The sequence below is a fragment of the Spirochaeta cellobiosiphila DSM 17781 genome, from assembly GCF_000426705.1.
Classification (GTDB): Bacteria; Spirochaetota; Spirochaetia; order DSM-17781; family DSM-17781; genus Spirochaeta_E; species Spirochaeta_E cellobiosiphila.
In genome coordinates, this window is record NZ_KE384556.1 from 368,790 (window position 1) to 394,841 (window position 26,052).

Consider the following 26,052-nt stretch of genomic DNA (forward strand, 5'->3'; position numbering starts at 1 on the left):
ATTATGCTGGATTTAAAATTTATAAAAGAAAATATTGATGCTGTAAAAGCCAATATACAAGCAAGAAACATGTCAGCAGATGCAGACAAAGTTGTTGAATTATATGACAAACGAAATGATTCCCTTGGTAAAATCGAAGATCTCAGGCAACAACGGAACCAGAATGCCGCCAAAATGAAGCAAAAACTATCAACTGAAGAGAGACAAGTCCTCATAGATCAAGGTAAAGAACTAAAAGAAATCATTGCCAAAGAAGAAGAAGCTCTAAACGAATTAGAATCAAAACTTCAACAAGCAGCACGAATGATTCCAAACATGGCTCACCCAGAGGCCCCTGTGGGAAAAGAAGACAAAGATAATACAGAAATCAAAAGAGTAGGAACTATACCCGATTTTGATTTTACTCCTAAGGACCATGTAGAATTAGCAGAGGCCCTGGATATCATTGACTTTGAAACGGGAACTAAGGTATCTGGAACTAAATTCTATTACCTCAAAAACGAAGGGGCCCTCTTGGAAATGGCCCTGTCAAGATATGCCATGGATAAACTAAGACAAAAAGGTTTTACCCTAACCATTACCCCTGATATTGCAAAAGAAGAAATCCTTGAAGGTATTGGTTTTAATCCCCGGGGAGAAGAAAGCAATATTTATCCTTTAGAAGGGACAGGGACTTGCCTCGTTGGGACTGCAGAAATCACCCTTGGAGGCTATTACTCTGATCAGATTGTAGACCTGACTAATGGCCCTATTCTCATGGCAGGCTTGAGTCATTGTTTTAGAAGAGAAGCTGGTGCAGCAGGTCAATATTCTAAAGGTCTTTACAGGGTTCACCAATTTAGTAAAGTGGAAATGTTCGTCCTTTGTAAACCTGAAGAATCTGATGCCCTGCATGAGACTTTAAGAGAAATCGAAGAAGAAATATTCTCTGATCTAGAAATTCCTTTTCGTGTCGTTGATACCTGTACAGGGGATTTAGGGGCACCCGCCTACAGAAAATATGATTTAGAAGCTTGGATGCCTGGAAGAGGAGAAAAGGGAGATTGGGGAGAAATAACATCTACCTCAAACTGTACAGACTACCAAAGTAGACGGTTAAAAGTACGTTACAAGGAAGATAAGAAAACAAAGTTCGTCCATATGTTAAATGGGACAGCAATAGCGATTAGTCGAGCGATTATTTCCGTCCTTGAAAATTGTCAGAATGCTGATGGATCGGTCTCTATTCCTACCAAATTACAGCCTTATACAGGTTTTGATAAGATAGCAAGATAATGAAATTGAAATACAAAGCTATACTCATTGATCATGATGATACTGCGGTGGATTCCACACCGCATATTCATTATTTGGCTCATATAGAACAAATGAAACGCTTCAATAGAGAAGAACAGATACTTAGTCTTGATGAGTGGTTCCAAATAAACTATTCACCAGGATTAAGGCCATACTATGACAACATTCTAAAACTAACGGCTCAAGAAGAAGCACAATTTCATGAAGTATGGAGAGAGTTTACAACAAAACTTAATCCGCCCTTTTTCCCAGGTATACTTAACACCTTAAGTGAGGCCAGACAATTAGGAGCTAAAATCATTGTCGTGTCCCATTCAGAAGAAGATATCATTACAAGACATTACAAAGTGCAACAAGATATCCCGGGATTCTTACCTGATATGATTATCGGATGGACAGGTGATCGTTCTAAAAACAAACCCTATCCCTGGCCAGTTGAAAAAATTGAACAAGAATTTCTGATAGACCGGAACGAAATGATCATCATTGATGATTTAAAACCTGGTATCGTTATGGCTCAAACAACAGGCATTGATAGCTTTGGTGTAGGATGGAGCCATAAGATTCCCGAACTGATGGAAGACATGCATACTTCAGCCACCTATTATGGGCAAAGTATTGAGGAGCTACGGTCAGTACTATTTAATTAGTTGTGGCAGACTTAAGTGCCCTGACTGTATCAGCATTATTATCTACAAGTTTCTGCAATTCCTGAAAAAAGTCTTCAAAAGCTTTTACAGATTCATTTTGTTCATCCATTTTTGTTTTAATAATCTTTGTGGCTTTAGCTAAAGAATCAGAGTTGGCAAGAACAGAACTTGATTGGCCTCTTTGATTATCCATTCGTTCTAAAACATCACGGGTCAAATCAAGAAGTTTTTCCATCGCTGACTGTATATCTCTACTTCCCTGACTCTGTTCTTCCATTGCCATGGATATAGAAGTATTAATGGATGTCATCTTCTCAACCCCCTCTCTTATGGAAGAAAACATATGCAGGGCATTCTCTGTTTTCGTCAGTCCGGAGGCGGCACGACTATTCATATCTTTAATCATTTGATTCATTTTCTTAGCAGCCGTACTAGATTCTTCTGCAAGATTACGAACCTCAGTAGCAACCACAGCAAATCCTCGTCCCAAATCGCCCGCATGGGCGGCTTCAATGGCAGCATTCATAGCCAATAAGTTAGTTTGAGCCGCCAATTTTGATACCTGAGATATACTTGTTGTGACTTGATTAGAGAACTCCGCAATAGATTGGATTTCCTGTAACAAATCTTTCATAGCTCCTTCACCAGCATAGGACTGATTCTGTAAATCCTGGGTTTGATTGGCCGCTTCTTCAGAACTATTGGTTACAGATCCAATGCTAGCAGTCATTTCTTCTATAGCTGCAGAGGAGTCTTCAACAGCCTTGCTTTGGGTTCTCAAGTTCTCATCTGATTCCTCTATTTCAGATACCAGTTTATTTATATTGGTGCTAGTTTCTTCTATAGCATTATTTTGATGAGTTACTGATTCACTTACTTCATAGGCTGTCTGCCCCAAACGTTGTTTAATCTTAAGAGCCTGAGATCCCATTGCCGTAAGGTTTGACGACATCACTTCAATGGAATTGGCCGTATCTTTTATTGTTTGGAATAATCCTTTCTGCCCCACGAGAAAGGTATTAATCCAATGGATGGTTTGCCCTATCTCATCTGATTCAGTGATGGGTAATTGATGAGTATTCAAGATAGATCCCGAAGCCAAAGCTTCCATATTTTCATTTATAAATTTCAATCTTTGAGAAGTGGGAACCTGTTCCATTCGAAACATTACCCAACCTAATAACAAAATGATGACACTCAAGATGCCCATCTTAAGATAGAACTCTACCATTCGACCATGGATATAGGGATCACTCAGACTGAGGGTAATATTTTGTCCACTAATAACTTTCGACCATGTATCATAACGATAGTCCTGCATTTCAGAAGCAGCAGAGACAGCATCAACTTTGGCAGGAGCTAGTAATTCTTCTTTTAAATATCCTAAACCTGCAGAACTAATTAAGGTGACACTGAAATAAAATAAGGTAAAAGCGGCCAGATATTGCCGTCTGGACCAAATATTCCGACTAGAATTAAGTAAATATACTTTACGTGAAGCTTTAAAAGGGAACAGGATTCTTTCAGCTATTCTCATTTGAATCACAGTTACCAAAAGCCCCATAGAGGTAGAGTCAAGAAAATCAGTAATTATGTCAAAAAGAGACAGTTCCTGATGAGCTAAGACATTTTTAATAACATTTATCATCAATGGTGCAACAAAGAGTGTAAATACATTACCTAATAAGAATAAAAGGAAAAGTCCACTTAGCTCCTTGTCTGTTTGTTTTGTTTGCTCCAAATCAGGTTGTTGTCCTGATTTTATAAGGCGGTCTTCACGAACTATATTTTTTGTTTTGATTACCAGGATCACTAATAAAGCAATAATGAGAAGGGAGATAGTACCAAGGTACATGCCTAATCCATTGATCACAGTGGTATAATCTCTTTGGACATAGAAAACACCGAAAAGCCAAAGCAATAGGGCTCCTACTAGATCTACAATGACAAAATTAAGCAATAGTTTGCTTCGTATGGACATTTAGCACTCCTAATATCTTGATTATATTAAATATTTTATAATTTTGCTGAAAACTTTGCTTTATTATATGTTATTCCTGTATACAATTCATACACAATAGTGAATATATTAATATAAAAATCAACAAATAACATATGAATGACACTATCTACAAAGAACCTGGGCTGGCATTAACATAAGGTTATGAGATTGTCTTAGCTATGGTTTGTCCTACAGGAAAAGCCATATTTATTGTGATTACTGATTTAAATGACGGGGTAGATGAAACTCGTGAACAGAGGCCTATTTGTTTGCCTCACAAAAATCCACAAATTCATTTATAAACTCTAAAGGACACTCGGAAGTCCATACAAAGTACATGTTTCGATAGAGAGGTCCAAAAGCAAAAGGTATAGAAATTATAGAATTATTATCCAATTCTTGTTCTACAGCTCTTGTAGACATTATAGAGTACCCAAGACCAGCAGCAACTAATGACTTGATAGCCCCTAGACTTGCAATCTCCATAACTCCTTGAGAAGCGCCTAAATCTATGTTATTTCTTTTGCAATAAGAATCCCAATAATACCTGGTTCCTGACCCTTTTTCTCTCAGAATAAGTTTTGCAGAGGACAAAAAGGCTTTGTTAACTGACTGAGGTAAAGATATTTGTGTAGAGGAAATGAATACCATTTCATCCTTCAAGAAAAGTCGGCTTTGGTATTTTTCTTGGGAATAAGGTCCTTCTACGATAGCTAAATCAATTTCTCTACGATCCAGTTTTTCCAAAATATTAATAGTATTATCGATTTGTATGGTCAGATCTAGACTAGGAAACTCCTTCCTATACAACCCAAGATAATGAGGAAGTATATATTCTCCAATAGTTAGGGTGGCACCCATACGATAGCTTTTGTGCCCATATTTCAAACTTTTCAAGTCATGCTTATAACGATCGAACAGAACCTGGCCCTTAAGAGCATATTCATGAAGTAGCTTACCAGCATCATTGAGAACGAGTTTTCTACCTTGATGATTAAATAATGTCACCCCATATAATTCTTCAATGGCCTTGATATGTTGTGAGACAGCGGGCTGGGTCAAACCTAATTCAATAGAAGCCTTATGCAGGGTCCCTTGTTCAACAACTGTTAAAAACGTAACAATTCGATAATCTAACATATAAGATATTCTAAACAATTATGAAGATAATATAAATATTCTTTATTCTTCAAACAGGATAAACTCCTCACATATTATTAGTTGAGGAGATAGTCCATGACATTAAGAAAGTCAATTCCAGGATTAATCTATTGCTTAATCCTAGGTGTCATAGCCTACTTTTTGGGAAAAGTACTCCCCCTTGGAGGAGTTACCATTGCCCTATTATTAGGAATTGCAATAAGTAACTTAGTTAAATTACCAGAAAAGGTTAAACCAGGTATCGTATATAGTGAGAAGAAGCTTTTAACCCTAGCTATTGCTCTATTAGGATTTAACCTAAATTACAGCCTACTTCAATCTCTTGGTTTGAAGTTCTTAATATTTATCCTATTGGGTGTGGTTGTTACCATCTCTTTAGGACTGATTTGGGGAAGGATATTTAAATTACCCAAAGAACTATCTTTATTACTGGGAATAGGTAATGCCGTTTGTGGAAGCTCAGCCATAGCCACTGCTCAATCCGTCATCCATAGTGATGAAGAAAATGTAGGTCTATCTCTGGCTACCATCAACTTATTAGGGACCATAGGTATATTTATTTTACCCCTTATAGCCTCTCTTATTCCTCATTTGGATTTTAGTCAGAAAGGGTTACTTATTGGGAACACCCTTCAAGCAGTGGGACAAGTGACAGCCGCAGGTTTTACCTTGGGTAAAGAGACTGGAGATACAGCAACACTTGTTAAAATGGGACGTATCTTATTATTAACTCCTCTTGCATTGATCCTTACGATTGTGTTTAGCGGTAAGAATCAGAGCACGACCCCTAGAAAAGGCAATATTTTGAGCTTCATAAAAGTACCTCCTTATATCATAGCCTTCCTTATCTTTTCATTAGCTAATACTTTTTTCCAATTGCCCGAATTACTAACGAAATCGACGGCATTCCTAAGTGAAAGTCTTTTGATCATAGCGATGTCGGGAATAGGTTCTAGAATCTCTTTTAAAGGAATTATGCAAGAAGGATATCAAGCTTTTTTAACAGGTTTACTTATTTGGTGCTGCCAGATTGGTTTCAGTGTTTTCTTGATAACACAGTTTATATAATCTCCTATTAGAAAAGAAGGCCAAGCAGCTTTATGCTCCTTGGCCTTTATATTAACTAAAGGTTAATGGCGACTTGATGAGTTCCGTTGTATTTTTCAAAGGGAATTAATACAGAACCATCAGAATCTACAGTTAGGTTGTCAGCTCCTATCTGGGCAGACTTAACACCTTTTCCACTTCCAGAGATAACAATGTTATACTCACTACCCCGGAACTTTCTTGTTATTTTGATAGTTCCCAATTGTTTAGGTAAGCAAGGATTAATTCTAAGGCCGTCATAATCTGGCTGTACACCTAGAATATACTGAGTAATCGCATAATAATTCCAAGCTGCTGTTCCAGTTAACCAAGAGTTCTTAGCTTCTCCCGGTTTAAAAGCATCTTTACCTGCTATCATTTGACAATAGACATATGGTTCTACACGGTGTAGATCACTAATTTCTTCCAAATAGGAAGGAGCAATCTTAGACCAATATTCAAAAGCCCGATCTCCACGACCTATCTTCGTTTCACCTATCATAATCCAGGGATTATTATGGCAGAAGATACCAGCATTTTCTTTATACCCTGCAGGATATGTTGAGATCTCACCATACTCTATGTAGTATTTTGTAAAAGCCGGATTATTGAGGACTATCCCATATTCACAATCCAATCGTTCTTTGACCGAATCCAAAGCCGTTTCACAGTAGCCATCGTCTTTTCCAATCTCTGCCATCGTACAGAAGCCCTGGGATTCAATAAAAATCTTACCTTCTTCATTCTCATCAGAACCTACTTTATTACCAAAATAATCATAAGCCCTTAAGAACCATTTGCCGTCCCAACCATGTTCCAGAACAGCAGTTTCCATGTTTTTAATAGCTTCGGCAGCCTTGGTTGCCAAATCACCCTTTCCTAAGCGTCGACAAAGAACTTCATATTCCTTTCCATATAACACAAATAATCCTGCAATCATCAGAGATTCTGCTGTATTACCTACTTTGTTTCCTGTTGTTTGGAAAGACTCATTAGGATCATTACTAAAACAATTTAAATTAAGACAATCATTCCAGTCAGCCCTTCCAATTAATGGTAAGCCATGAGGACCAAGATGATTAATCACATGATTAAAACTTGCTGTTAAGTGATCAAAGTGACTTTTGGCTTTACTTTCATCATTATCAAAAGGAACGACTTCATCCAAGATGGAGAAATCACCAGTTTCTTTTATATAAGTTACTGTTGATAAGATAAGCCAAAGAGGATCATCATTGAAATTACCACCAAGAATGTCATTTCCCCGTTTTGTTAAGGGTTGATATTGATGATAAGCGGAGCCATCTTCCAGCTGAGTGGCAGCAATGTCTAAAATACGCTCTTTTGCTCTATCAGGACATTGATGAACAAATCCAATAAGATCCTGGTTAGAATCACGGAAGCCCATTCCCCGACCAATTCCAGTTTCGAAGAAAGAAGCTGAACGACTCATATTAAAAGTAACCATACATTGATATTGGTTCCATATATTTACCATTCTATCTAATCGATCATCACTAGACTGAATTGTGTACCGGCCCAATAAATCATCCCAGTATTCACGAAGATCGTTAAAGGCCTTATCTACTTTTTCTACCGTATCAAATTGGGCCATCATAGACTTGGCCTTTGTTTTATTAATAACTAACTTGGATTCCCATTTGTTATCTTCTTCCATTTCTACATAACCAAGTAAAAAGATAAAATCTTTACTTTCACCCGGCTTTAATTCAACTTCCAAGTAATGGGATGCGATAGGAGACCAACCATGAGCAATAGAGTTGCCAGGTTTACCTGCTTCTACAACCTGTGGCTTATCGAACCCATTATAGAGTCCCATAAAAGTTTCTCTGTCAGTATCAAAGCCTTGAATATCCTGATTAACAGAATAAAAAGCATAATGATTTCTTCGCTCTTTATATTCTGTCTTATGATAAATAGTGGAATCTTCAACCTCTACTTCTCCAGTAGACAAATTTCGCTGAAGGTTATTCATATCATCTTCCGCATTCCACAAACACCATTCTGCAAAACTAAATACCTTAATAGTCTTTGTTTTAGTTCCTTTATTTTTAAGTGTGAGTTTTTGCACTTCACCCCAAAAATCATTTGGAATAAAAAATAAGAGATCTGAAACTATATCGTTTTTCTCAGAGACAAACCTCGTATAGCTCATACCATGACGACATTCATAATGGTCGAGCTCTGTTTTAGAAGGTTTCCATCCTGGATTCCATTGCGTCTCACCATCTTTGATGTAAAAATATCGACCACCAACATCCATAGGTACATTGTTATATCGATATCGTGTTAAACGTCGAAATTTAGCGTCTCGATAAAAAGTATACCCTCCAGCTGTATTAGATATGAGGCCAAAGAAATCCTGATTCCCTAAATAATTTATCCATGGATAGGGTGTTTCCGGGGTCGTAATGACATACTCCCTTTTATCATCATCAAAATATCCAAACTGCATGACCGCTCCTTTTTATGTATAAGAATTAATTGACTTTACCAACCAACTAAACCTTAATATCCCTGCTTTTTAAGAATTACTAGAGCATTATACTACATGGTTTGTTGATTGACTACACTAACTTGACAAAATTTAACTTATAGGCAGACAATAAGGAAAAGGAAGGGAAATGGCTAAATCAAACAAAGTCAATTCGATCAATACCAGTCGAGTATTAAAAGCCATATGGCAACATGAACAGATCAGCCGTATTGACTTAGCCAGATTGTTAGATCTGGATAAATCCTCTATTACAAAGATTGTATCAAGCCTGATTGATAAAGGGATACTGCAAATACTGGAAGAAGGTGATTCCACTCCTCAAGGAGGGCGTCGGCCAATATACCTTGGTTTACAAAAAGATTTTGGGATAATTCTAGGAATAGAAATACAACCCAGAAGCTATCACCTGGTAGGAATAAACCTTTATGGTAAGATCCTATTTGAACATACAGACAATCTAGAATTAGATCACCTCGGTTTAAAAGGAGCCTTCCTATCAATATATGAAAAGGCAAAATCATATATTGGGAAGTGCAAGATACCCTTAATTGGTATTGGTGTTGGTGTATCTGGAATTATTGATATACACAAGGGAATCATAAGACAATCTTTTCCTCTTGACATAAATCAGCCCTATTTCTTCTATGAAGAGGTCAAGGATCACCTCAAGGTACCTCTCGTCATTGAGAATGATGCTAATTGCGGTTGCTTTTCTGAACTCATTCGGAACAAAGCTCAACGAATAAGCAATTTTCTATACATATTAAGTGAGTTTAGACAAATACAAACATCTCAACCATCAATCGAAAACCTTTCAATAGGACTAGGTCTCGTTATTGAAGAACAGGTTCTACATGGCGAAAACTACTCTGCAGGGGAGTTCCGAAGCATCAATTGGAATGACAGTAATCATAGCCAATTTAGTCTATCCAGAGGGGCAACCCTAGAGATTTCCCAAATGATAGAGGAATTAGGAGCAAACATAGCTTTACTGGTAAATACTTTAGGTTTAGATAAGATTGTACTATCTGGAGAATTGGAAAAACATATATCACAAGTAGAAGAGGTATTTCAAAAAGCGATACAGAAAAACTGGGCATACCCCGCACGGGTAAACTGCCTTATCAAGACGAGTCCCTTAAAAGACAGGGCCATTGCCTATGGGGCGGCAAGTGTTTTTCTCGAAAAACTATTTAGTCTACCAAATATTGAAGAAGAAAAAGATCTTATTCCTAGGGGAAGTCTACTCTTTGATCAAATTATAGAATCCCAATGAAAAGCAGAAGATTAGGAGATCTTTCTGGATAACCTGAAAGATCTCCCCATTATGGGAATAATTAACAATACTTGTCCAAAGCTTTGGCAATAATTTCCTTATAAGCTTTAAGGGAATATTTACCATGACCCATCTGGGCTAATGAAGCACGAGCGATCTCATCTAACTTATCCATACCCTCTCGGCTCAAAACTTTATTTTTGATAGTAAAAAAGTCTATTTCCCTGATTAATGTCTTCCCAAGGGAAGGAGTAATTTCTTTTCCAGTCATATCACATTTAAGTGTCTTCATATCTCACTACCTCTTTAAGGTTTGATGATAATAATTCTAGCCCAATTATCTAGATTTTGTCGAGGTAGGTAATTTTTTTTATAAAAAGTAAGCTTGACCAGTCTTTTTTGCCTATATAATGTGAATACATGAATGACAAGACCACGATTATCGCAGAAATAGGCACATCACATAACGGCTCTCTACAACGGGCAAAAGAACTTATTCTACGGGCTAAAGAATCTGGAGCAGATTGGGCCAAATTCCAAATTGTTATAGCAGAGGAAATCATTCATCCCCGAACAGGGTTAGTTTCATTACCCGGGGGACAAACTTCCTTATTTGACCGTTTCAAGGCATTAGAGAGACCTCTGGATTTCTATCAAGAAATAAAAGACTTCTGCGAATCTCAACACATTGGTTTTTTTGCCAGTCCTTTTGGAATTCAAAGTGCCAGAATGTTGAAGCAATTAAAGGTAGAACTCATTAAGATAGCCAGTCCGGAAGTTAATCATTATCCCTTACTAGAAGAGATTTCCCACTATAAGACCCCTGTCATATTATCAACAGGTGTAAGTCGAATCTCGGATATAGAAGAAGCTTTAGATATTTTGCCCCAGAATACCAGCCTTCTCCATTGTATTACCCAATACCCCTCACCAGAAGAAGAGTACAATCTTCTAGCTATTCCCGCCATGGCAAGGATATTTGGAAGAAAGGTTGGTTTGAGCGATCATTCTCTCCATCCAGAATTAGTACCTGGCATTGCTGTTTCTTTAGGAGCCTCAATTATTGAAAAGCACTTTACCCTAAGCCACGCTGATGGGGGACTGGACGATCCTATTGCTCTAGAACCAAAGGAATTCTCTCAAATGGTAAATATAATAGGCCAAGCTGAAAATGATCCAGAAAAAACCATGAAAACCCTCATGGACAAATATGGAGCAACAAAGATTCAAAAAATCATGGGAGATGGGCAAAAAGAACTGGCCCCTTCTGAAAAAGACAATTATCGCACGACAAATCGAAGTATTCTTGTGACACAAGATATACTAGCAGGAACCATCCTTGACGACAGTAATACAGCCTTATTAAGAAGTGAAAAACAATTAAAACCTGGGCTACACCCCCGGTATTGGAAGATAATAAAAGGGGCTAAAATCCATAGGAATCTAACAAGTGGCCATGGTTTAGAATGGAAGGATATTCTTGACTATTCCTAATGTCACAATACAATTAGGTTATGAGAATTCCTTCAAATCAATATCTAAATGAATTTGGAACAACAGAATTTAAACTTAATTCCTACAGCATCGACAAATTGGGTATAGCCAATACTCAAGCTTATCTGAAAATCAAAGATTATCATATCAATACCGTTCCCTATCTGTTTTCATTGAAGAAGATAACATTACTGGCTGTATTGAATGTGAACGAAGTGAGTCTCTTTCAAAAGTATATTGATTCACTGGCTACGCTAACAATGTCCTTTATACTTCCCAATAAATCGGGATATGATAATGTCCTCATTCGAAGCAAGATAATATCTATATCTGCCATGGAAAACAGGGAAAATGTCTGTATTTTTGTTTTAGAAATTCCATCCCCCCCGGATCAAATGGTAAAGGCTGTAGGGGATCATCTGTGTCATATCCAGGAACTCAATGACTGTTTTAAAACATATCATAACAAGTACATTCCCCTAACAAAGGAAAGCATTCAAAAACTAGGATATAATAATTACGCTGAGATAAAGCATGGAGAAAATCCCATACTTTTTCGTATAACCCATCTAGGAGTCAATCGTCTTAAAGCCAATATTCCCAGATCTATTGAGGAGATTAAAGAGTTTGGAGACATATCGGGGAAGCTTTTCTTTAGAAAGTACCGGATAGAATTATCTATGACCTTAGGAGATACAAAATCCTTAGGTTCCAAATTAACAACCTGTACTTATTATTTTAAGAAACATCTTCCCTATCTGGAAATCCTGGAAGATTATTTATTAAGCAATGATGAAGAATTACAGATTGAACCTAATCTGTCACAGGAAGAAGTCCCCCAGGAATCTCAACCGGAACTAGGGGGTGAATAAAAAAAAAGGCTGCCCATGGACAGCCTGATTTTCTAAAACTAAGTGCTTATAAAGCCTTAGCTACCTTTCCAGCTTTAAGACATCGTGTACATACTTTGATCGTTTTCTTTGTTGATCCAATCGTAGTTTTAACCTGAACCAAGTTTGGTTTGAAAGTTCGTCTAGTCTTTACACCTTCGTTCTGACCAGCTCCGCCTTTTTTCTTAGGTAAACCTTTACGAGGTACGTTATTTCCAAATACGGTGCCTTTGCCACATAGATCGCATTTTCGCGCCATCTTGTTCCACCTTTCTATCTAAAAAATATTTTAGTTGCTATATAGAGTCAAAAGAACCTATCACATAAGGAAAATCATGTAAAGACCAAAGCAGTTGACATCTTGTGACGATAATGAATAAATGATAAAAAAAATGGGAGTATCTATGTCTAACAGAATAATTCAACTATGGAAATCCCTCTATAATGATAATACGACACAACTTTGCCATAACATCATAGGGTATTGTAAAAATAAAACAACAAACAACGGAAGAATCAATATAAAGGGGACAGTTCTAAAATCAAACCCCTACGAATTAGGTGGTAACTTTCGAACGATCCGAGAGAAGATACCTTTTCTAAAAGAACTGAATATCGGCAGCCTTTGGCTAACATCGGTATTTTCCACACCTTGTAGACAAAAAGGCTTCGATATCTCTAGTCTGGATGAAATCGAATTTGAACTGGGATCAGAAAAGGGCTTGGAACTACTCATCGAAAGTCTGCACAATGACAATATTAGTCTCATCTTGGATGTCGTCATTAGCAGAACAAGTATAGAACATCCCTGGTTTATTGATGCACGGACAAGCCCCAAAAGTAAGAATCGTAATAAATATATATGGACCAATACAACAGAAGGCTTAAAACCTGTTAAACACAACCATTGGCCCTCACCAGATAAAACCTGGTTCTATAACTCCTCAACAGATGATTATTACTTAAGCTCTCGAGGGGAAGATATGCCTGACTTAAATTGGAAAAACCCTGAAGTAGCCCATGATATCATCCTATCCCTTCTTAAGCTAACAGAACTGCCCATTGATGGAATACACCTGCCCTGGATACAGGATATCTGGCATCACAAAAAAGTACTCAAGCTAATTAAATATTGTTTCGAAGAAATTGGTGCGGACTTACCTATTATCTGTCACCAAAACATCCCCCACAAGACAACAAAAAGCATACTCAAACCTTTTGCCTACGAGAGTAAAATAGCCCCCGAAGAATGGGTAAAGCTGATCAGTAAAAATATAACACAAGATTGGAAACGTCATAAAAACCTAAGTTTTAATTTGCTTCAGGATTATTTCCATAATCACTGTCAAATGGTAGAAAACAAAAAATATCTATGGGATATAGTAGATGGAGATCACCAAAAACTCTTACTTATACAAGCACTAAATGCAAGTCTCACAGGATTCCATACCATATTAGGCCCGAATAGTGTGGGAGCTACTGAAACAATAGGAACCTATGATGAAGAATACATAAGAAAAACCCGATTTGATAAATTCTTTCCTCCCCATAAGTACTACAATCAATTAATCGAATTGAATAAGCAATGTGTTGAATTTAAGGACTTCCTGCAGCTTAAACCCAAAGTGAAAAGCAAAGGCACTCTCTTGATAATCCAACGGCGTCATAAGAAAGAAAGATTATGGCAAATCTTCAATCTCTCTAGCAAAAAGATAGATTATAAAGACAAATCGATAGAGGCATACAGCTATTTGTGGTACTTAGAATAATTTCTCTAAACAAACCCTGCTCATATTGCACACATACTTAATTTTATTTAGTATCCCTTCATACAGTTAAGGAGATTACTATGGGTAAAACAATAGCTGAAAAAATATTCGATGCTCATCGAATAGATACTCAACCCGGAGACATTAACGTACTCAGTCTTGATGCCGTGTTCTGTCATGAGATCACAACACCAATTGCCATTACAGACTTGGTTAGCAGAGGTAAAGATAGAGTTTTTGATCCTGATAAAATCAAGGTGGTCATCGATCATGTTAGCCCTGCCAAGGATTCTAAAACGGCAGAACAAGGCAAAATATTACGTGATTGGGCCAAAAGACAAGGTATAAAGGATTTCTTTGATATTGGACGAAATGGAGTATGCCATGCCATTTTTCCGGAAAAGGGTTTTAGCCGACCAGGCTACACAATCATCATGGGTGACAGTCACACCTGCACTCATGGTGCTTTTGGAGCCTTTGCAGCAGGTGTCGGAACCACAGACCTGGAAGTGGGAATATTAAAGGGTGTATGTACTTTTAAAAGCCCTAAGACCATCAAAGTAGATCTACAAGGTGTTCTGAACAAAGGGGTCTATGCCAAGGATATCATCTTATATGTCATAAAAAAATTAGGAGTCAATGGAGCTACTAACAAAATCATTGAGTTCGTAGGTCCTGTCATAGACAACATGTCTATGGAAGCGCGAATGACTCTATGTAATATGGCCATCGAAGCAGGGGGAACAAGTGGTATCTGTTACCCTGATCAAGTAACCGTAGATTACCTATGGCCTTTCATCCAATCAGAGTACAAAACCAAAGAAGAAGCCCTCCAAGATTATCAAAAATGGATTAGTGATAAAGATGCCATCTATGATAGCTCCTTACGAATTGATGTCAGTAGCATTGGTCCTCAATCCACTATAGGATACAAGCCTGATCAAGTATCAGATATAAGCGAATTAGGACGGACTCCTGTCAATCAAGTCTACATTGGAAGTTGTACCAATGGTCGTATCGAAGACTTACGTGAAGCGGCGAAAGTGCTAGATGGCCAAGTCATTCATGAAGATGTTCGTGCCATTGTATCTCCTGCAACTCCAGGAGTCTATAAAGAGGCCCTAAAAGAAGGTCTTATCGACATCTTCATGGAAGCAGGTTTTTGTGTGACCAATCCCACATGCGGTGCCTGCCTGGGTATGAGTAATGGTGTATTAGCTGAAGGGGAAGTTTGCGCCTCCACTACCAATCGTAACTTTAATGGTCGTATGGGTAAAGGGGGAATGGTACATCTCATGAGCCCTGCCAGTGCCGCAGCAAGTGCCATTAAGGGATATATAACAACAGCAGATAGATTAAAGGAGGTCTCTTAATGAAAAGCTTTGAAGGTAAAGCCCTATTCCTTGATAGATCAGATATAAATACTGACGAGATTATTCCTGCAAAGTATCTAACAGAGATTACCAAGATAGCTCTTAAACCTTACTTGTTAGAAGATTTAAAAGTAGAAGGGTTTGATCCATCTAGAGATCTTAATGATATTAAAGTTATAGTCACAAGAGACAATTTTGGATGCGGATCAAGCCGTGAACATGCCCCATGGGCACTTGAAATGAACGATATCAATTTGGTTATAGCAGAAGGCTATGCCCGAATATTTAGACAAAACATGTTTAACTGTGGAATGATGGCCCTGGAGCTTAGCAAAAAACAAATAGATGAGATTTTTAATGAGTTCCAAAACGAACCAGAGGTGACCATATCAGCAGATCTGGACAGAATGACTTTATCAATCAACTCAAGTTCTCATCAAAAAATAATGCCTTTCAAAATATCAGACTTTGACCTTGATCTTATAAAGGCGGAAGGCTGGGTAAACTTCGCAGACTCTCGGTATTAATATAATTTTAGTACTGTACTTTTTATAAAAAAGTCAGACCTTTTCGTCAATTATGTCTGACCTTTTACCCTATTTTGTCAGACCTTTTTACTTAAAAGGTCTGAGCTTTTTGATATAAGTACAGTGGGAATGAGAATATAAGAGGGTGTTGTAAGGGCTCCCTCTTTATTAATACTGGATTTTTTACCTCATCTGCATATGCTTCTAAAAGGAAGGATAGAAAAGTAGAGGTACAATGAGGAAAATACCACTAACAAAACAACTGGGATTTAAACAGGCTCTTCAGAATACAATTATTGTATTGATATTGATTTTAACACTTGTGTCCATTACGACAGGAGCCATACAGAAAGCTTTGCTGTCGAAAAACTTTGATCAATTGCACAGTGTCCTAGTCTTGAAAAAACTGCAAGTCATTGACTATTTACAGGAAAAACAAAAAAACATTAAAACAGCTAGCATAAATCCGGATATAAATGAATATGTATTGGAACTTATACAATATCATAATGAAATGGGGATAGGAACCGATGAAGGATTTGATATCTCCAGCTCTGGGTCACAAGTAACACAACCCTATTCTAAAATAGAAGAAAAAATATACGCAGCATTACAACCTTATTCCCGGATCTATGACATAAATGATATTTACCTGATATGTTCCCGCCATGGACATGTCATGTTTTCCTTAAAAAAAAGAGATGATTTTCCTAGCAATATTGCCCAGGGAAGGTATAAAGATAGTGTTATAAACCGACTATGGAAGACGGTTGTAAGCACAAAACAAATACAGTTTGCAGATATTGATCTATATGCACCTGCTAATAATGAACCTGTATTATTAGTGGGAGCCCCTGTTTTTAATGGGGAGGAACTTCTGGCTGTAATGGTATTTGACTTACCAATTCAAAAAATCACCAATATTTTACAGGAAAAAAGTGGCATGGGCTCTACGGGAGAATCTTATCTGGTAGGACAAGATTTTCGAATGAGGACCTCTTCCTTACTAGATCCTATCCAACATTCCTTAAAAGCCTCCTTTAACGGACCTATAGAAAAGAACGGGGCAAAAACAGAGGCTGCAGGCAAAGCTTTACAGGGCGAAGAAAATGAAGGAAGTGCAACAGATTATCGAGATATAAAGGTATTTGCCGCTTGGAGTCCTCTCATAGAAAATACGCTGAACTGGGGGATTGTTTCTAAAATAGATCAATCAGAAGTTCTGACACCTCTCCATGGGATCTACAGAACTATGACAATACTGGGATTAATATCCTTTATCATTGTGACTATTCTATCCTTACTCCAGGTAAAAGGGCTAACAAACCCTCTGAACGACCTAATTGAAGCTTCTACTGAAATCGCCCAGGGGAACTTATCCTTCACCGTAAAAGACATGAAGAGACAGGATGAACTTGGTTTACTACATTCGCAATTCAAAGACATGATTGACTCTTTGACTGCCAAGGAAGAAGTTATCCATGCCATCGCTCAGGGGTCTGGTGACTTTACCGTTAAGGTTAAACTATCCTCACAAAATGATAGTTTTGGTCAGAATCTTCAGAATATGCTATCCAATCTAAATCAAGTATTACAAAAGGTTAGGAAGGCCTCCCTACAAGTATCAGAAGAAGCTGATCAAGTAAGTAATGCCAGTCAAAGCTTGAGTCAAGGATCAACAGAACAAGCCAGTGCCTTAGAACAGATATCAGCCTCCCTAACCTCTATTGAAGGACAATCCAAGCAAAATGCAGAGAATTCAGGGGAAGCCAATGCCTTGGTTAAACAGGCATTAATACAGGCTAGTGATGGTAATTCATTAATGAGTGAACTCAAGAAAGCTATGGATGAAATCAATCGTTCCTCAGATCAAATCGGGCGTATCGTCAAAGTCATTGACGATATAGCTTTTCAAATAAATCTCCTTGCTTTAAATGCGAATGTGGAAGCAGCCAGAGCAGGAAAATATGGTAAGGGTTTTGGGGTGGTGGCTGAAGAAGTAAGGAATCTGGCAGCCAAAAGTGCTGATGCCGTAAAAGAAACGACAGCGATGATAAAAGGGACCCAAAGCAATATCAAATCAGGTTCCCAGATTGCACAGCAAACAGCAGAGCAATTGAACAATATATTCGAAGGCGTAGACAAGGTCGCTGATATCATTGAGGAGATCTCAATGGCGAGCAAGGAGCAAGCCCAGAATATAGCCGAAATATCCACTGGACTCTCTCAAATAGATACAGTGACCCAGGGAAATACAGCAAGTGCTGAAGAAAGTGCAGCAGCCGCTCAGGAGTTAGCCTCCCAGAGCCAATTCGTTATGAACTTAATATCCCAATTTAAACTAATAGGAGACAATCCCAGTAACCAGACTTCTTTTGATCTTTCTCAAAAAGAAGATCACAAAGAAGATATTAAAAGACAAGCACTCCCTCCTATTGAACCTAAACGAAAAGAGGAAACGGGAATTAGACCACTCAACCCTGAGGACATCATCTCCCTTGACGATGAAGATTTTGAAACATTCTGACTATATGAGAAGGGATAAGGTCATCACTGTCCGGTCACTATTAGCGATTTGACTAACCAGAGATTCCAGATATAATCCAACCTTTTGGCATTCATCAGATAAATAAGAAAGGTAATAAAGACCTAAATCACTCATTCCTGAGGACTGAGAATTATCTTTATAGAAATCAAGAAGGCTCTTCCTTTTCAGGTTGAGGTTCTTCTTGTCATTGACATTTTCTTTAAAAAACTCAAAATCAGCCACATTATTGTAAATGGATAACTGCAGCTTTGATCTTGACAATAGATTATTCTTGCGCGGGGACAGATGCCAGTTAAGATAGAGATTCTCTTCCCTCTGGGCCATTTCATTGACAAGCATGGCACGGACATCATCATCATAGAGCACTTGCTTAGGATCCATTCGTCCCTGGTATCGTTCCATGACAAATTTTTGTATATTCTTATTTTCTCCATAGAGAAGTAATTCCATGACAATCAAAGCAAGATATTCGGTGATTTTGGATTTATCAATAAACTCTACTAGCAGTTGCCTTACTTTTGTTAAGGTCTGTTCAAAACCCTCTTCTTCAAAAAATTTGATAAAGATAAACCATCCTAAAGGACGTATCTTATCGAGGTATTTTTCACATAAGAAAATCTTTGTATTCTTCTCTCGAATATCCAGATCACTGGAGGTGATACTTTTAACCAAGGGATCCATAATGTTGTTCTTAACTTGTTGAACGACTTTATAATTATCCTTTGTATATGCCACTAGATGGGATTCGGAAAAAGGACTTTGATCATATATCAGGTTCCCAGGATGGGTACGATTCCAATGTTTAATGAAAGGACTTCCTATTAACAGATCAAACACCAACTCATCAAATCGCCTATAAAAAGTCCCGTAACTTATTAACTTGGACAGATCCATTATATCCTGCCTTTTGGATAAAAACTCAGGACGGCTCATTTCAATGTCCCTGATATAACCTAGATGAATCATCCGTTGCAGGGTCTGAGCATTAATGGATTCAAAGGAAGCCCCATAGCGTTCACTATTGTTGGCCATTTTATATTTTTTTAACTTCTTACCACTTTTGATAAAGAAACTGATTCCTTCATCTGTAAAAGTCATTTTGACAGGTATTTTAATTGTTGAAGACTGTAATTTCTCCATAGGTCCCCTACCAATGTTCGAAGGAAGAGATACTGCCTACTGGAGTTCTATTCCGAACACTTATATCTTCGTCAGGATAGCCAATAGTAATTAACATTACTACTTTCATTGAATAAGGAACCGTTAGGATTTCCCTGATTACCGGTTCTTGGTAAGTTGTGACAATACAAGAGCCAAGGCCTTCATGCTGAGCTTGTAATACCATATAGGAAGCAGCGAAAGTGAGATCAATAGGATAAGACAACTGGCCATTAGGCATTTTATAATCAACATTAGTCGTACATACAGCGATTATGGCTCCTGCCTGACTAATAAACTCCTCTCCATAAGCCGCATCCATTATCTGATCTTTGTTTTCCTGATTCTGGATGACAATGAACCGCCAGGGTTGTCTGTTTTTTGCAGAAGGAGCAATGCAACCAGCTTCAAGTATCCGATCAATAACAGACCTATCTATGTCCCTATTTAAGTAACGTCTGATACTAAAGCGCTCACTTATTTCCTTCAGAATTTCCATCAATAAATCTCCTTAGGTTGACGAAGGCTCAATACTACACATAGACTACATCTTATGTCGGGGCGAACCTTATTTATTTCTATGTTTATTATCTCTATGCTTACATTTACATTGTATCCTCAATCGACGAATACTGTAAGCCAACAAAATTTTAATGAGTATTATGAATATCTGACTCAACTAACCCCACGGCTAGAAGGATCGGTTAGAGAACAAAACGCTATTGCTTACATCATTAATAAACTTAACAACTTAAGTCTTAGCTATGTTACAGATGATCTCTCCCAGGTAGAGAATACACACTCCTTCTCAAGTAGCATTCGTGTAGAGATTCCAGGACAAAGACAAGACACACTCCTCATTGCTATTCCTCTATCAGCGAAAAGAAATAGCCAATCCCCCCATGATGGATCTGCTAACATTGCCCTTGCTTTAACTTTATTAGATATTTACAGTTCTATCAAACCCGAATTAACACTTAACTTTCTTTTTCTTGGAGCAGAGCAAGGTTCGTCCGAAGAATACCCCATAGGTAGTAAATATTTCCTATCAGAATATTTTCCAACAGCACCTACGGCTCTCTTTTATTTAGATATGAAAGACCTCCCCCAGAGAATCACTATACAAACGGGGGGGGATGGTATCATTAGCCCATACTGGTTGATCAAAGAAAGTACGAGAGCTTTAAAACAAGCAGATATTTTCTTTTTGTTAAAAGGAAATGAAACCCAGGTATTACGTTTAGGACTACCTTCAGGATACAACAAGATTAGTCCCTATCTGAATGAACAAATTCCTGCCATTCTATTTGAAACAGGTGATAATGTATTAGCTAACAATGAAGAAAGAGAAGAATGGGTTCAAAATTTTGATCAGTTTATCCAACAGTTTATGATCAATAATAAATCTGGTTTGAGTGAAGAATGGGATTTACATTATCTTTTTTTCCAAGTACGGGAAAACTTTTTTCTATTAACAGAACAAACGTTGACAATCTTTTTATTAGCCTCTCTTCTTGTGCTTTATATTCTCACTAGTATTTTCCAAAAAAACTTTAACTCACGTGTAGGTAAGGTCATACTGGGATTTTGGAATTTTCCTTTGCTCTTTGTTTTATTATTTACCATCTTTTATTTGTCTACCATCATTCTCAATTTAGTTATCGAGATTAGATCTTTCTCTGATTTATGGACCTATATTCCGTTAATATTTCTTTGGCTTAAGATTGCCGTAACAGCATTCCTGTTTATGCTCTTCTTTGCCGCGTTTAAGCATTTGCCTATCAGTAGAAATCCGAAGCTATACTCTTCTATTGCTTTATTATTGTTTCTGGTGCTCTTCGTAGTAGCCCTCATCTATAATATCAGTTATTCCTACTATCCTCTGTGGGCATTGGTCATGACCATTTTGTTTATCATGATCCCTAAGAAAGAACTAAAGTTCCTGGCATTAGGAGCGAGCCCTATATGGTTTATAAAAGCTTCGGTAGATGTATTCTCCATACCCGAATACACCATTGTCAGAGGTCTGCTATTAAGTTCAGTTCAGGGCAACCTTATCCTTGGATTAATAATATTTCCCTTCGCCCTCCTTATCACCAGCTATCATTTTTTACCTAATAATCATCCTTTAAGAGGGAGTCAATATGTGACTTTAGGAGTGACAGGGGTATCAGGGATATTGGCCTTAGGATTATTTATATTCATCCTCAACTACAATCCTTTTACCTTAGAGAATCCTCAACCCATTAATGTGACCGTTGAAGCAGATATGCAGGAACAAAAGCATCAAATGACTATCACAACACCTATGCCTGTAGAAGAACTAACCTTTAATATTCTTGGTAGTGAATATGTTCTTCCTGCTAAAGAACAAGAAGCTTCTTATGATTTGCCATTCACTCCGGATTTATTGATGGTGGATAGTTTTGGTAATGCCTTCCTGGATAGAACTCACTATGAAATAGTCATTTTCCCTTTAGGAGAACCACGTAAGATTGACTTAACACTTACAGGAGACAACTTTAGTATCTATGATCTAAACTTTCCCTTTGATATCTACCCTGCTGATAACAAAGCAATCATTCATATTGGGGAAAATCCTCCCATCCCCTTGATTCTGGATATTACCTTAAATGGTGACGCAGATACGGCTCTCGATATTAATACCTATTATGATCAGTTGCCCTATAGATTTGTTTTTGATGATCCTTTTTTTAAATTAATAGAGCATATGAAAATTCATACGAAATACCAAATACCTTAGCTGTTTGATTTGACTAATGGTCTTGATACTCTTAGGATGTCTTTATGAAAAGAATAGTTCCTTTATTTATTTGGTTATCTATGTTACCCATGGTCTACGGACAAGTCATTAATAACAGTTTGGGTGATAAATTCACTTCTATATATCCTGAACTAAAACAAGGTTATATAGATCTTAATCGTAATTCCAGAAAAGATGAGTCAGGAGATATCAATGAAGTCATCCCTGATTCCCGTGTTAAAGACGAGAAAATACAAGTACAAGAAATCTTAGATTTTCTTAAAATGTATTATCAATATATTCCCATGGCCAAGCTCGATCAAAGTTATCAAGCCTTGGTTAATGCCCAAGGACCTATAGGAGAACTGATAGCCCTAAGTTATACAGGAACAATGGCAGATATTCTCGATAAAAAGAAAGCCATAGGTGATCAACTGTTCTTAACACCTGCCGCGTACCAGGAAGCAATAGAAAAAATCAATGGGTACATAGCTAACATGAACAAAGCTTATCAGGAGGAAGGTCGTTCTCTGGAACAGACATTCCTCACATCAAGAGAGGAATTGCTTAAGATGGTAGGAGAAGGCTATCCCTACCCTACTGGATTAAGTAATGCAGAAATCAAAGTACTGACCAACTCTATGATAACCTTAATGAATAAACCTCAGAACTATTCAGAGGACCAGATAAAGAGTGCAATGAAACTCTCTGCTTTTCTAAAAGCAGAAGATACGGTTCCCTATATAGAACCCCTTTTAAGCACCCCTACATACTTTGATGAAGGAATTAACACCTTAGGGAAGATTGGAGGAAGTCAGGCTAGACAAATCCTTACTACCCAATTGCAGACTATCGGCAAGGCCAGAGAAGTCATACCCGTTTTAGAAGCTCTGGGCAAAGTCGCAGACGAAGAAGATGTTAACAATATAGTCAATTATATTGAACCTGAAGATGGATCAGCTCCCGTTCCGGATTACGAAAAAGCGGCATTAAAATCATTGGCAGATATGTCCTTACGAGGGATAAGCGATAACAAAATACAAAGTATTTTTGAAACATATCTCAAATCAAACAACCCAGAATTACGAATGGGAGCGATTAAAGGCTTGGGGAACCAGGGGACAAAAGCTGAGGAACTACTATTACCTCTTCTCAGGACAGAAAAGGATGAACAAGTTATCATTGAAACGATCAAAGCCTTATCTAGCTCAGCAAGCCGAGCAACCACACAAACCTTTTTAGGTCTACTGAGAACTGATACGTTAGAACCCCCAGTCCGTAGGGAGATCATTAAAAGTCTGGCCTCCTCCGATCAGGGAGTGCAAGCTGTACCATATATTGCCAATGACCTGAGTTCATCAGAAGAAATAGTACAGTCTGCAGCGGTACAGGCTATGCTGGATCTATATCCCTATAATCCACAAACTGTGACGGCAACCTTAACCAGAGGGCTTCTCACCAATACGAATCCTATATACCGGGAATCAGCCAGTCAAATACTAGCCCAGTTAGCAGATCCGAATGCGGTTCCCACTCTCATTCAAATGCTGGATAAACCAGAAAGACAGGTTAAAGAGAATGCCACTTGGGCTTTGTACAAAATAGGCCCTGATAACAATGTAAGGCTATTAACAAATTTAAAAAACCTGGTTACCAGTGAAGCAGAACCTTTATCTGTTAGGGTGAATGCCGTAAGAACCATTGGTAAAATAGGAACCGATACTCCCCAGCTAAATCTCTGGCAAACTCTTATGACGGCCGCCAAAATGAAAGGGGATAAGTATTACATGTTAAAGTTTTATGCTATCGAAGCCTTAGGGAATTTAGGGGATAAAAGAGAAGAAATCATTGATATATTAACACAAATTGCCACACGAGACCGTGATGAGGAAACCCAAATAGTAGCCCTTGAGTCTTTGGGCAAATTAGGAATCCCTATTGCAGATACCGAATCTTCCCTCATTAGTTTATACAAAAAGAGTGACAACCCTAATGTTAAGCTACAAATCATATTGACCTTGAGTGATATGGATGCTTCGCGAGTGGTGGAAATCGCACCTGAAATGCTAGTTAAGGATATTGATTTATCCGCCAGAAAGAAGATCATTTATTCATTAAGTAGAATGGGAACAACTCAGACATTAACACTGTGTCTGGATGCGGCCAAAGTAGAAGATATATATGATTATGTTGGACAAATATTATCAGAAGCGAATCCCACTGTTATGAAACCACTTATCGCCCAAAGATTGAAAGGGGAAACAAATCAGGAAATCATCCAATTACTGGAAGATTTGCAAGCAGAAATTGACGCGAGTTTTTAGTGAACAAAGTTATTTTCCACATTGATATGGATGCTTTCTACGCCTCTGTAGAACAAAGGGATAACCCCGACTACAGAGGTAAGCCGGTCATAGTAGGAGCCCTGCCGGGACATCGTGGCGTTGTATCGACCTGTAGCTACGAAGCACGTCAATTTGGTGTCAGATCTGGGTTGCCGATTTCCTATGCCTATTCACGTTGTCCTCAGGGAATATATATCCTCCCCAGAATGAAACACTATCAGCAGGTTAGTAATCAAATAATGACCATATTCCAGGATTATTCCCCTGCTATAACCCAACTATCTGTGGATGAAGCTTTCCTTGATATGACGGGGACGCAAAAACTATTTGGGGATCCCCAGTCAATTGCTGAGACAATAAAAAAACGAGTATATGACGAATTGGGTCTAACCTTAAGTATTGGAATTGCTCCTAATTATCTAGTAGCCAAAATGGCATCAGATTACAATAAACCTAATGGGTTATATGAAGTAACAGAGGATAAGATAGAGGACTTCATTGATCTTCTCCCTTTAAAGGACTTATGGGGAGTCGGCAAGAAGAGCCTTCAAATTATTGCTGAAGTGGGAATCACATCAACTAAACAATTAAGACAAGTTTCTCTAGAAGAATTGAAAAGCCTGTTCGGTCAGGCATCTGCCCATTATTTATATAATGTGGTTAGGGGCATTGATCCAGGACTTTTTGGCTCTGCACCTAAAAGTCATTCTATTAGTGCGGAAAGAACCTACCCGGAAGATACAAGAGATGTTTTGCGTATAGAACGCACCTTATTAGAGATAAGCCATACCATTATGTTTCGTCTCATGCAAGAATCCTTTAGAGGAAAAACACTCGTATTCAAAATCCGATATGAAGATTTCACCACTTCGACAATTCAGCAAAAAAGACAAACCTATCTAACCAGTGCGGAGGAGATCTATGAAGGAGGCTTGGAACTTCTCAGGAAAAAGTGGAATAGAACCACCCCTATCCGTCTTATCGGTTTGGGTGTTACAAACTTAGAAAAACTGGGAGGTGCTAGCCAACAAGAATTATTCGAGACTCCCTATACGAAGAAAAGAAAACTAGAAGAGACCGTATTACGAATCAAAAATAAATTCCCAGAAGGGAAGATAACAAAAGCTAGTTTGTTAAAAACAGAAAAAGATATTCCCTCTCATCCCCTCAAAAAATAGATCCTATCCATTGTCAT

At 37.9% G+C, this 26,052-nt stretch carries 20 protein-coding genes; 13 read left to right on the forward strand and 7 right to left on the reverse strand.

The window, feature by feature from the left end; all coding sequences use genetic code 11:
* The first annotated feature begins 3 nt into the window (after positions 1–3).
* Together serS and K345_RS0114345 are read left to right on the forward strand one after the other, a co-directional pair.
* Complete coding sequence (gene serS, locus K345_RS0114340; RefSeq protein WP_028974755.1) at positions 4–1,275, forward strand: serine--tRNA ligase; 1,272 nt, start codon at positions 4–6, stop codon at positions 1,273–1,275.
* Entirely contained in the window at positions 1,275–1,946 is a 672-nt protein-coding gene (locus tag K345_RS0114345) for an HAD family hydrolase (protein WP_028974756.1), read from the forward strand. The genes serS and K345_RS0114345 overlap by 1 nt, the downstream gene beginning before the upstream one ends.
* Here K345_RS0114345 and K345_RS0114350 read toward each other — a convergent pair.
* Positions 1,939–3,927, reverse strand: coding sequence for a methyl-accepting chemotaxis protein (locus K345_RS0114350; protein ID WP_028974757.1), 1,989 nt, complete (start codon positions 3,925–3,927; stop codon positions 1,939–1,941). The two genes, K345_RS0114345 and K345_RS0114350, sit on opposite strands and share 8 nt — an antisense overlap.
* A gap of 282 nt (positions 3,928–4,209) precedes the next feature.
* Entirely contained in the window at positions 4,210–5,088 is an 879-nt protein-coding gene (locus K345_RS0114355) for a LysR family transcriptional regulator (protein WP_028974758.1), read from the reverse strand.
* Between the two features lie 96 nt (positions 5,089–5,184).
* On the opposite strand from K345_RS0114355, the gene K345_RS0114360 reads away from it, so the two are divergent.
* On the forward strand, positions 5,185–6,177 hold the full coding sequence (locus K345_RS0114360; protein ID WP_028974759.1) for a YeiH family protein: 993 nt from the start codon (positions 5,185–5,187) through the stop codon (positions 6,175–6,177).
* Positions 6,178–6,232: 55 nt separating this feature from the next.
* Here the strand turns inward: K345_RS0114360 and K345_RS0114365 are convergent, their stop codons facing one another.
* Complete coding sequence (locus tag K345_RS0114365) at positions 6,233–8,671, reverse strand: glycoside hydrolase family 94 protein (protein ID WP_028974760.1); 2,439 nt, start codon at positions 8,669–8,671, stop codon at positions 6,233–6,235.
* 169 nt (positions 8,672–8,840) lie between these two features.
* Between K345_RS0114365 and K345_RS0114370 the strand changes: the two genes are divergently transcribed.
* A complete protein-coding gene (locus K345_RS0114370; RefSeq protein ID WP_028974761.1) occupies positions 8,841–9,989 on the forward strand; it encodes an ROK family transcriptional regulator in 1,149 nt (382 codons plus the stop codon).
* 61 nt (positions 9,990–10,050) lie between these two features.
* Here the strand turns inward: K345_RS0114370 and K345_RS0114375 are convergent, their stop codons facing one another.
* A complete protein-coding gene (locus K345_RS0114375) occupies positions 10,051–10,281 on the reverse strand; it encodes a hypothetical protein (protein WP_028974762.1) in 231 nt (76 codons plus the stop codon).
* Between the two features lie 128 nt (positions 10,282–10,409).
* Between K345_RS0114375 and K345_RS21235 the strand changes: the two genes are divergently transcribed.
* Positions 10,410–11,483: an N-acetylneuraminate synthase family protein gene (locus K345_RS21235; protein WP_037572506.1), complete on the forward strand. Its 1,074-nt coding sequence runs from the start codon at positions 10,410–10,412 to the stop codon at positions 11,481–11,483.
* Between the two features lie 20 nt (positions 11,484–11,503).
* Positions 11,504–12,355, forward strand: a complete 852-nt coding sequence (locus tag K345_RS0114385) for a PilZN3 domain-containing protein (protein ID WP_028974763.1) — start codon at positions 11,504–11,506, stop codon at positions 12,353–12,355.
* Between the two features lie 46 nt (positions 12,356–12,401).
* Here the strand turns inward: K345_RS0114385 and rpmB are convergent, their stop codons facing one another.
* Positions 12,402–12,632: a 50S ribosomal protein L28 gene (gene rpmB, locus K345_RS0114390; protein ID WP_028974764.1), complete on the reverse strand. Its 231-nt coding sequence runs from the start codon at positions 12,630–12,632 to the stop codon at positions 12,402–12,404.
* A 145-nt stretch (positions 12,633–12,777) separates the two neighbouring features.
* Here rpmB and K345_RS0114395 point away from each other — a divergent pair, with 145 nt between their 5' ends.
* From K345_RS0114395 to K345_RS22480, 4 genes are all read left to right on the forward strand, one after another.
* On the forward strand, positions 12,778–14,142 hold the full coding sequence (locus K345_RS0114395) for an alpha-amylase family glycosyl hydrolase (protein ID WP_028974765.1): 1,365 nt from the start codon (positions 12,778–12,780) through the stop codon (positions 14,140–14,142).
* An 80-nt stretch (positions 14,143–14,222) separates the two neighbouring features.
* On the forward strand, positions 14,223–15,515 hold the full coding sequence (locus tag K345_RS0114400) for a 3-isopropylmalate dehydratase large subunit (RefSeq protein ID WP_028974766.1): 1,293 nt from the start codon (positions 14,223–14,225) through the stop codon (positions 15,513–15,515).
* Positions 15,515–16,042, forward strand: a complete 528-nt coding sequence (locus K345_RS0114405) for a 3-isopropylmalate dehydratase small subunit (RefSeq protein ID WP_028974767.1) — start codon at positions 15,515–15,517, stop codon at positions 16,040–16,042. Before K345_RS0114400 ends, K345_RS0114405 begins: the two co-directional genes overlap by 1 nt.
* Positions 16,043–16,277: 235 nt before the next feature.
* Positions 16,278–18,569, forward strand: a complete 2,292-nt coding sequence (locus K345_RS22480; protein WP_053228336.1) for a methyl-accepting chemotaxis protein — start codon at positions 16,278–16,280, stop codon at positions 18,567–18,569.
* Here the strand turns inward: K345_RS22480 and K345_RS0114415 are convergent, their stop codons facing one another.
* Both K345_RS0114415 and K345_RS0114420 read right to left on the reverse strand, forming a co-directional pair.
* Positions 18,570–19,730: a DUF8084 family protein gene (locus tag K345_RS0114415; protein ID WP_028974768.1), complete on the reverse strand. Its 1,161-nt coding sequence runs from the start codon at positions 19,728–19,730 to the stop codon at positions 18,570–18,572. It lies immediately after the preceding gene.
* A gap of 7 nt (positions 19,731–19,737) precedes the next feature.
* Positions 19,738–20,247 carry a nitroreductase family protein gene (locus K345_RS0114420; protein ID WP_028974769.1) on the reverse strand — a complete coding sequence of 170 codons (510 nt, stop codon included), beginning with the start codon at positions 20,245–20,247 and terminating at the stop codon, positions 19,738–19,740.
* 54 nt (positions 20,248–20,301) lie between these two features.
* Between K345_RS0114420 and K345_RS0114425 the strand changes: the two genes are divergently transcribed.
* The 3 genes from K345_RS0114425 to dinB are packed head-to-tail and all read left to right on the forward strand — an operon-like array spanning position 20,302 to position 26,035.
* Positions 20,302–22,512, forward strand: coding sequence for a zinc-binding metallopeptidase family protein (locus tag K345_RS0114425; protein WP_156888418.1), 2,211 nt, complete (start codon positions 20,302–20,304; stop codon positions 22,510–22,512).
* Positions 22,513–22,556: 44 nt separating this feature from the next.
* Entirely contained in the window at positions 22,557–24,836 is a 2,280-nt protein-coding gene (locus K345_RS0114430) for a HEAT repeat domain-containing protein (protein WP_028974771.1), read from the forward strand.
* Positions 24,836–26,035 (forward strand): DNA polymerase IV, encoded by a 1,200-nt coding sequence (gene dinB / locus K345_RS0114435; protein ID WP_028974772.1) that lies wholly within the window; start codon positions 24,836–24,838, stop codon positions 26,033–26,035. Before K345_RS0114430 ends, dinB begins: the two co-directional genes overlap by 1 nt.
* The last annotated feature ends 17 nt before the right edge of the window (positions 26,036–26,052 follow it).

Coding starts and splice junctions, on each gene's coding strand:
- serS (WP_028974755.1), top strand. CDS start 4: ATGCTGGATTTAAAATTTATAAAAGAAAATATTGATGCTGTAAAAGCC.
- K345_RS0114345 (WP_028974756.1), top strand. CDS start 1,275: ATGAAATTGAAATACAAAGCTATACTCATTGATCATGATGATACTGCG.
- K345_RS0114350 (WP_028974757.1), bottom strand. CDS start 3,927: ATGTCCATACGAAGCAAACTATTGCTTAATTTTGTCATTGTAGATCTA.
- K345_RS0114355 (WP_028974758.1), bottom strand. CDS start 5,088: ATGTTAGATTATCGAATTGTTACGTTTTTAACAGTTGTTGAACAAGGG.
- K345_RS0114360 (WP_028974759.1), top strand. CDS start 5,185: ATGACATTAAGAAAGTCAATTCCAGGATTAATCTATTGCTTAATCCTA.
- K345_RS0114365 (WP_028974760.1), bottom strand. CDS start 8,671: ATGCAGTTTGGATATTTTGATGATGATAAAAGGGAGTATGTCATTACG.
- K345_RS0114370 (WP_028974761.1), top strand. CDS start 8,841: ATGGCTAAATCAAACAAAGTCAATTCGATCAATACCAGTCGAGTATTA.
- K345_RS0114375 (WP_028974762.1), bottom strand. CDS start 10,281: ATGAAGACACTTAAATGTGATATGACTGGAAAAGAAATTACTCCTTCC.
- K345_RS21235 (WP_037572506.1), top strand. CDS start 10,410: ATGAATGACAAGACCACGATTATCGCAGAAATAGGCACATCACATAAC.
- K345_RS0114385 (WP_028974763.1), top strand. CDS start 11,504: ATGAGAATTCCTTCAAATCAATATCTAAATGAATTTGGAACAACAGAA.
- rpmB (WP_028974764.1), bottom strand. CDS start 12,632: ATGGCGCGAAAATGCGATCTATGTGGCAAAGGCACCGTATTTGGAAAT.
- K345_RS0114395 (WP_028974765.1), top strand. CDS start 12,778: ATGTCTAACAGAATAATTCAACTATGGAAATCCCTCTATAATGATAAT.
- K345_RS0114400 (WP_028974766.1), top strand. CDS start 14,223: ATGGGTAAAACAATAGCTGAAAAAATATTCGATGCTCATCGAATAGAT.
- K345_RS0114405 (WP_028974767.1), top strand. CDS start 15,515: ATGAAAAGCTTTGAAGGTAAAGCCCTATTCCTTGATAGATCAGATATA.
- K345_RS22480 (WP_053228336.1), top strand. CDS start 16,278: ATGAGGAAAATACCACTAACAAAACAACTGGGATTTAAACAGGCTCTT.
- K345_RS0114415 (WP_028974768.1), bottom strand. CDS start 19,730: ATGGAGAAATTACAGTCTTCAACAATTAAAATACCTGTCAAAATGACT.
- K345_RS0114420 (WP_028974769.1), bottom strand. CDS start 20,247: ATGGAAATTCTGAAGGAAATAAGTGAGCGCTTTAGTATCAGACGTTAC.
- K345_RS0114425 (WP_156888418.1), top strand. CDS start 20,302: ATGTCGGGGCGAACCTTATTTATTTCTATGTTTATTATCTCTATGCTT.
- K345_RS0114430 (WP_028974771.1), top strand. CDS start 22,557: ATGAAAAGAATAGTTCCTTTATTTATTTGGTTATCTATGTTACCCATG.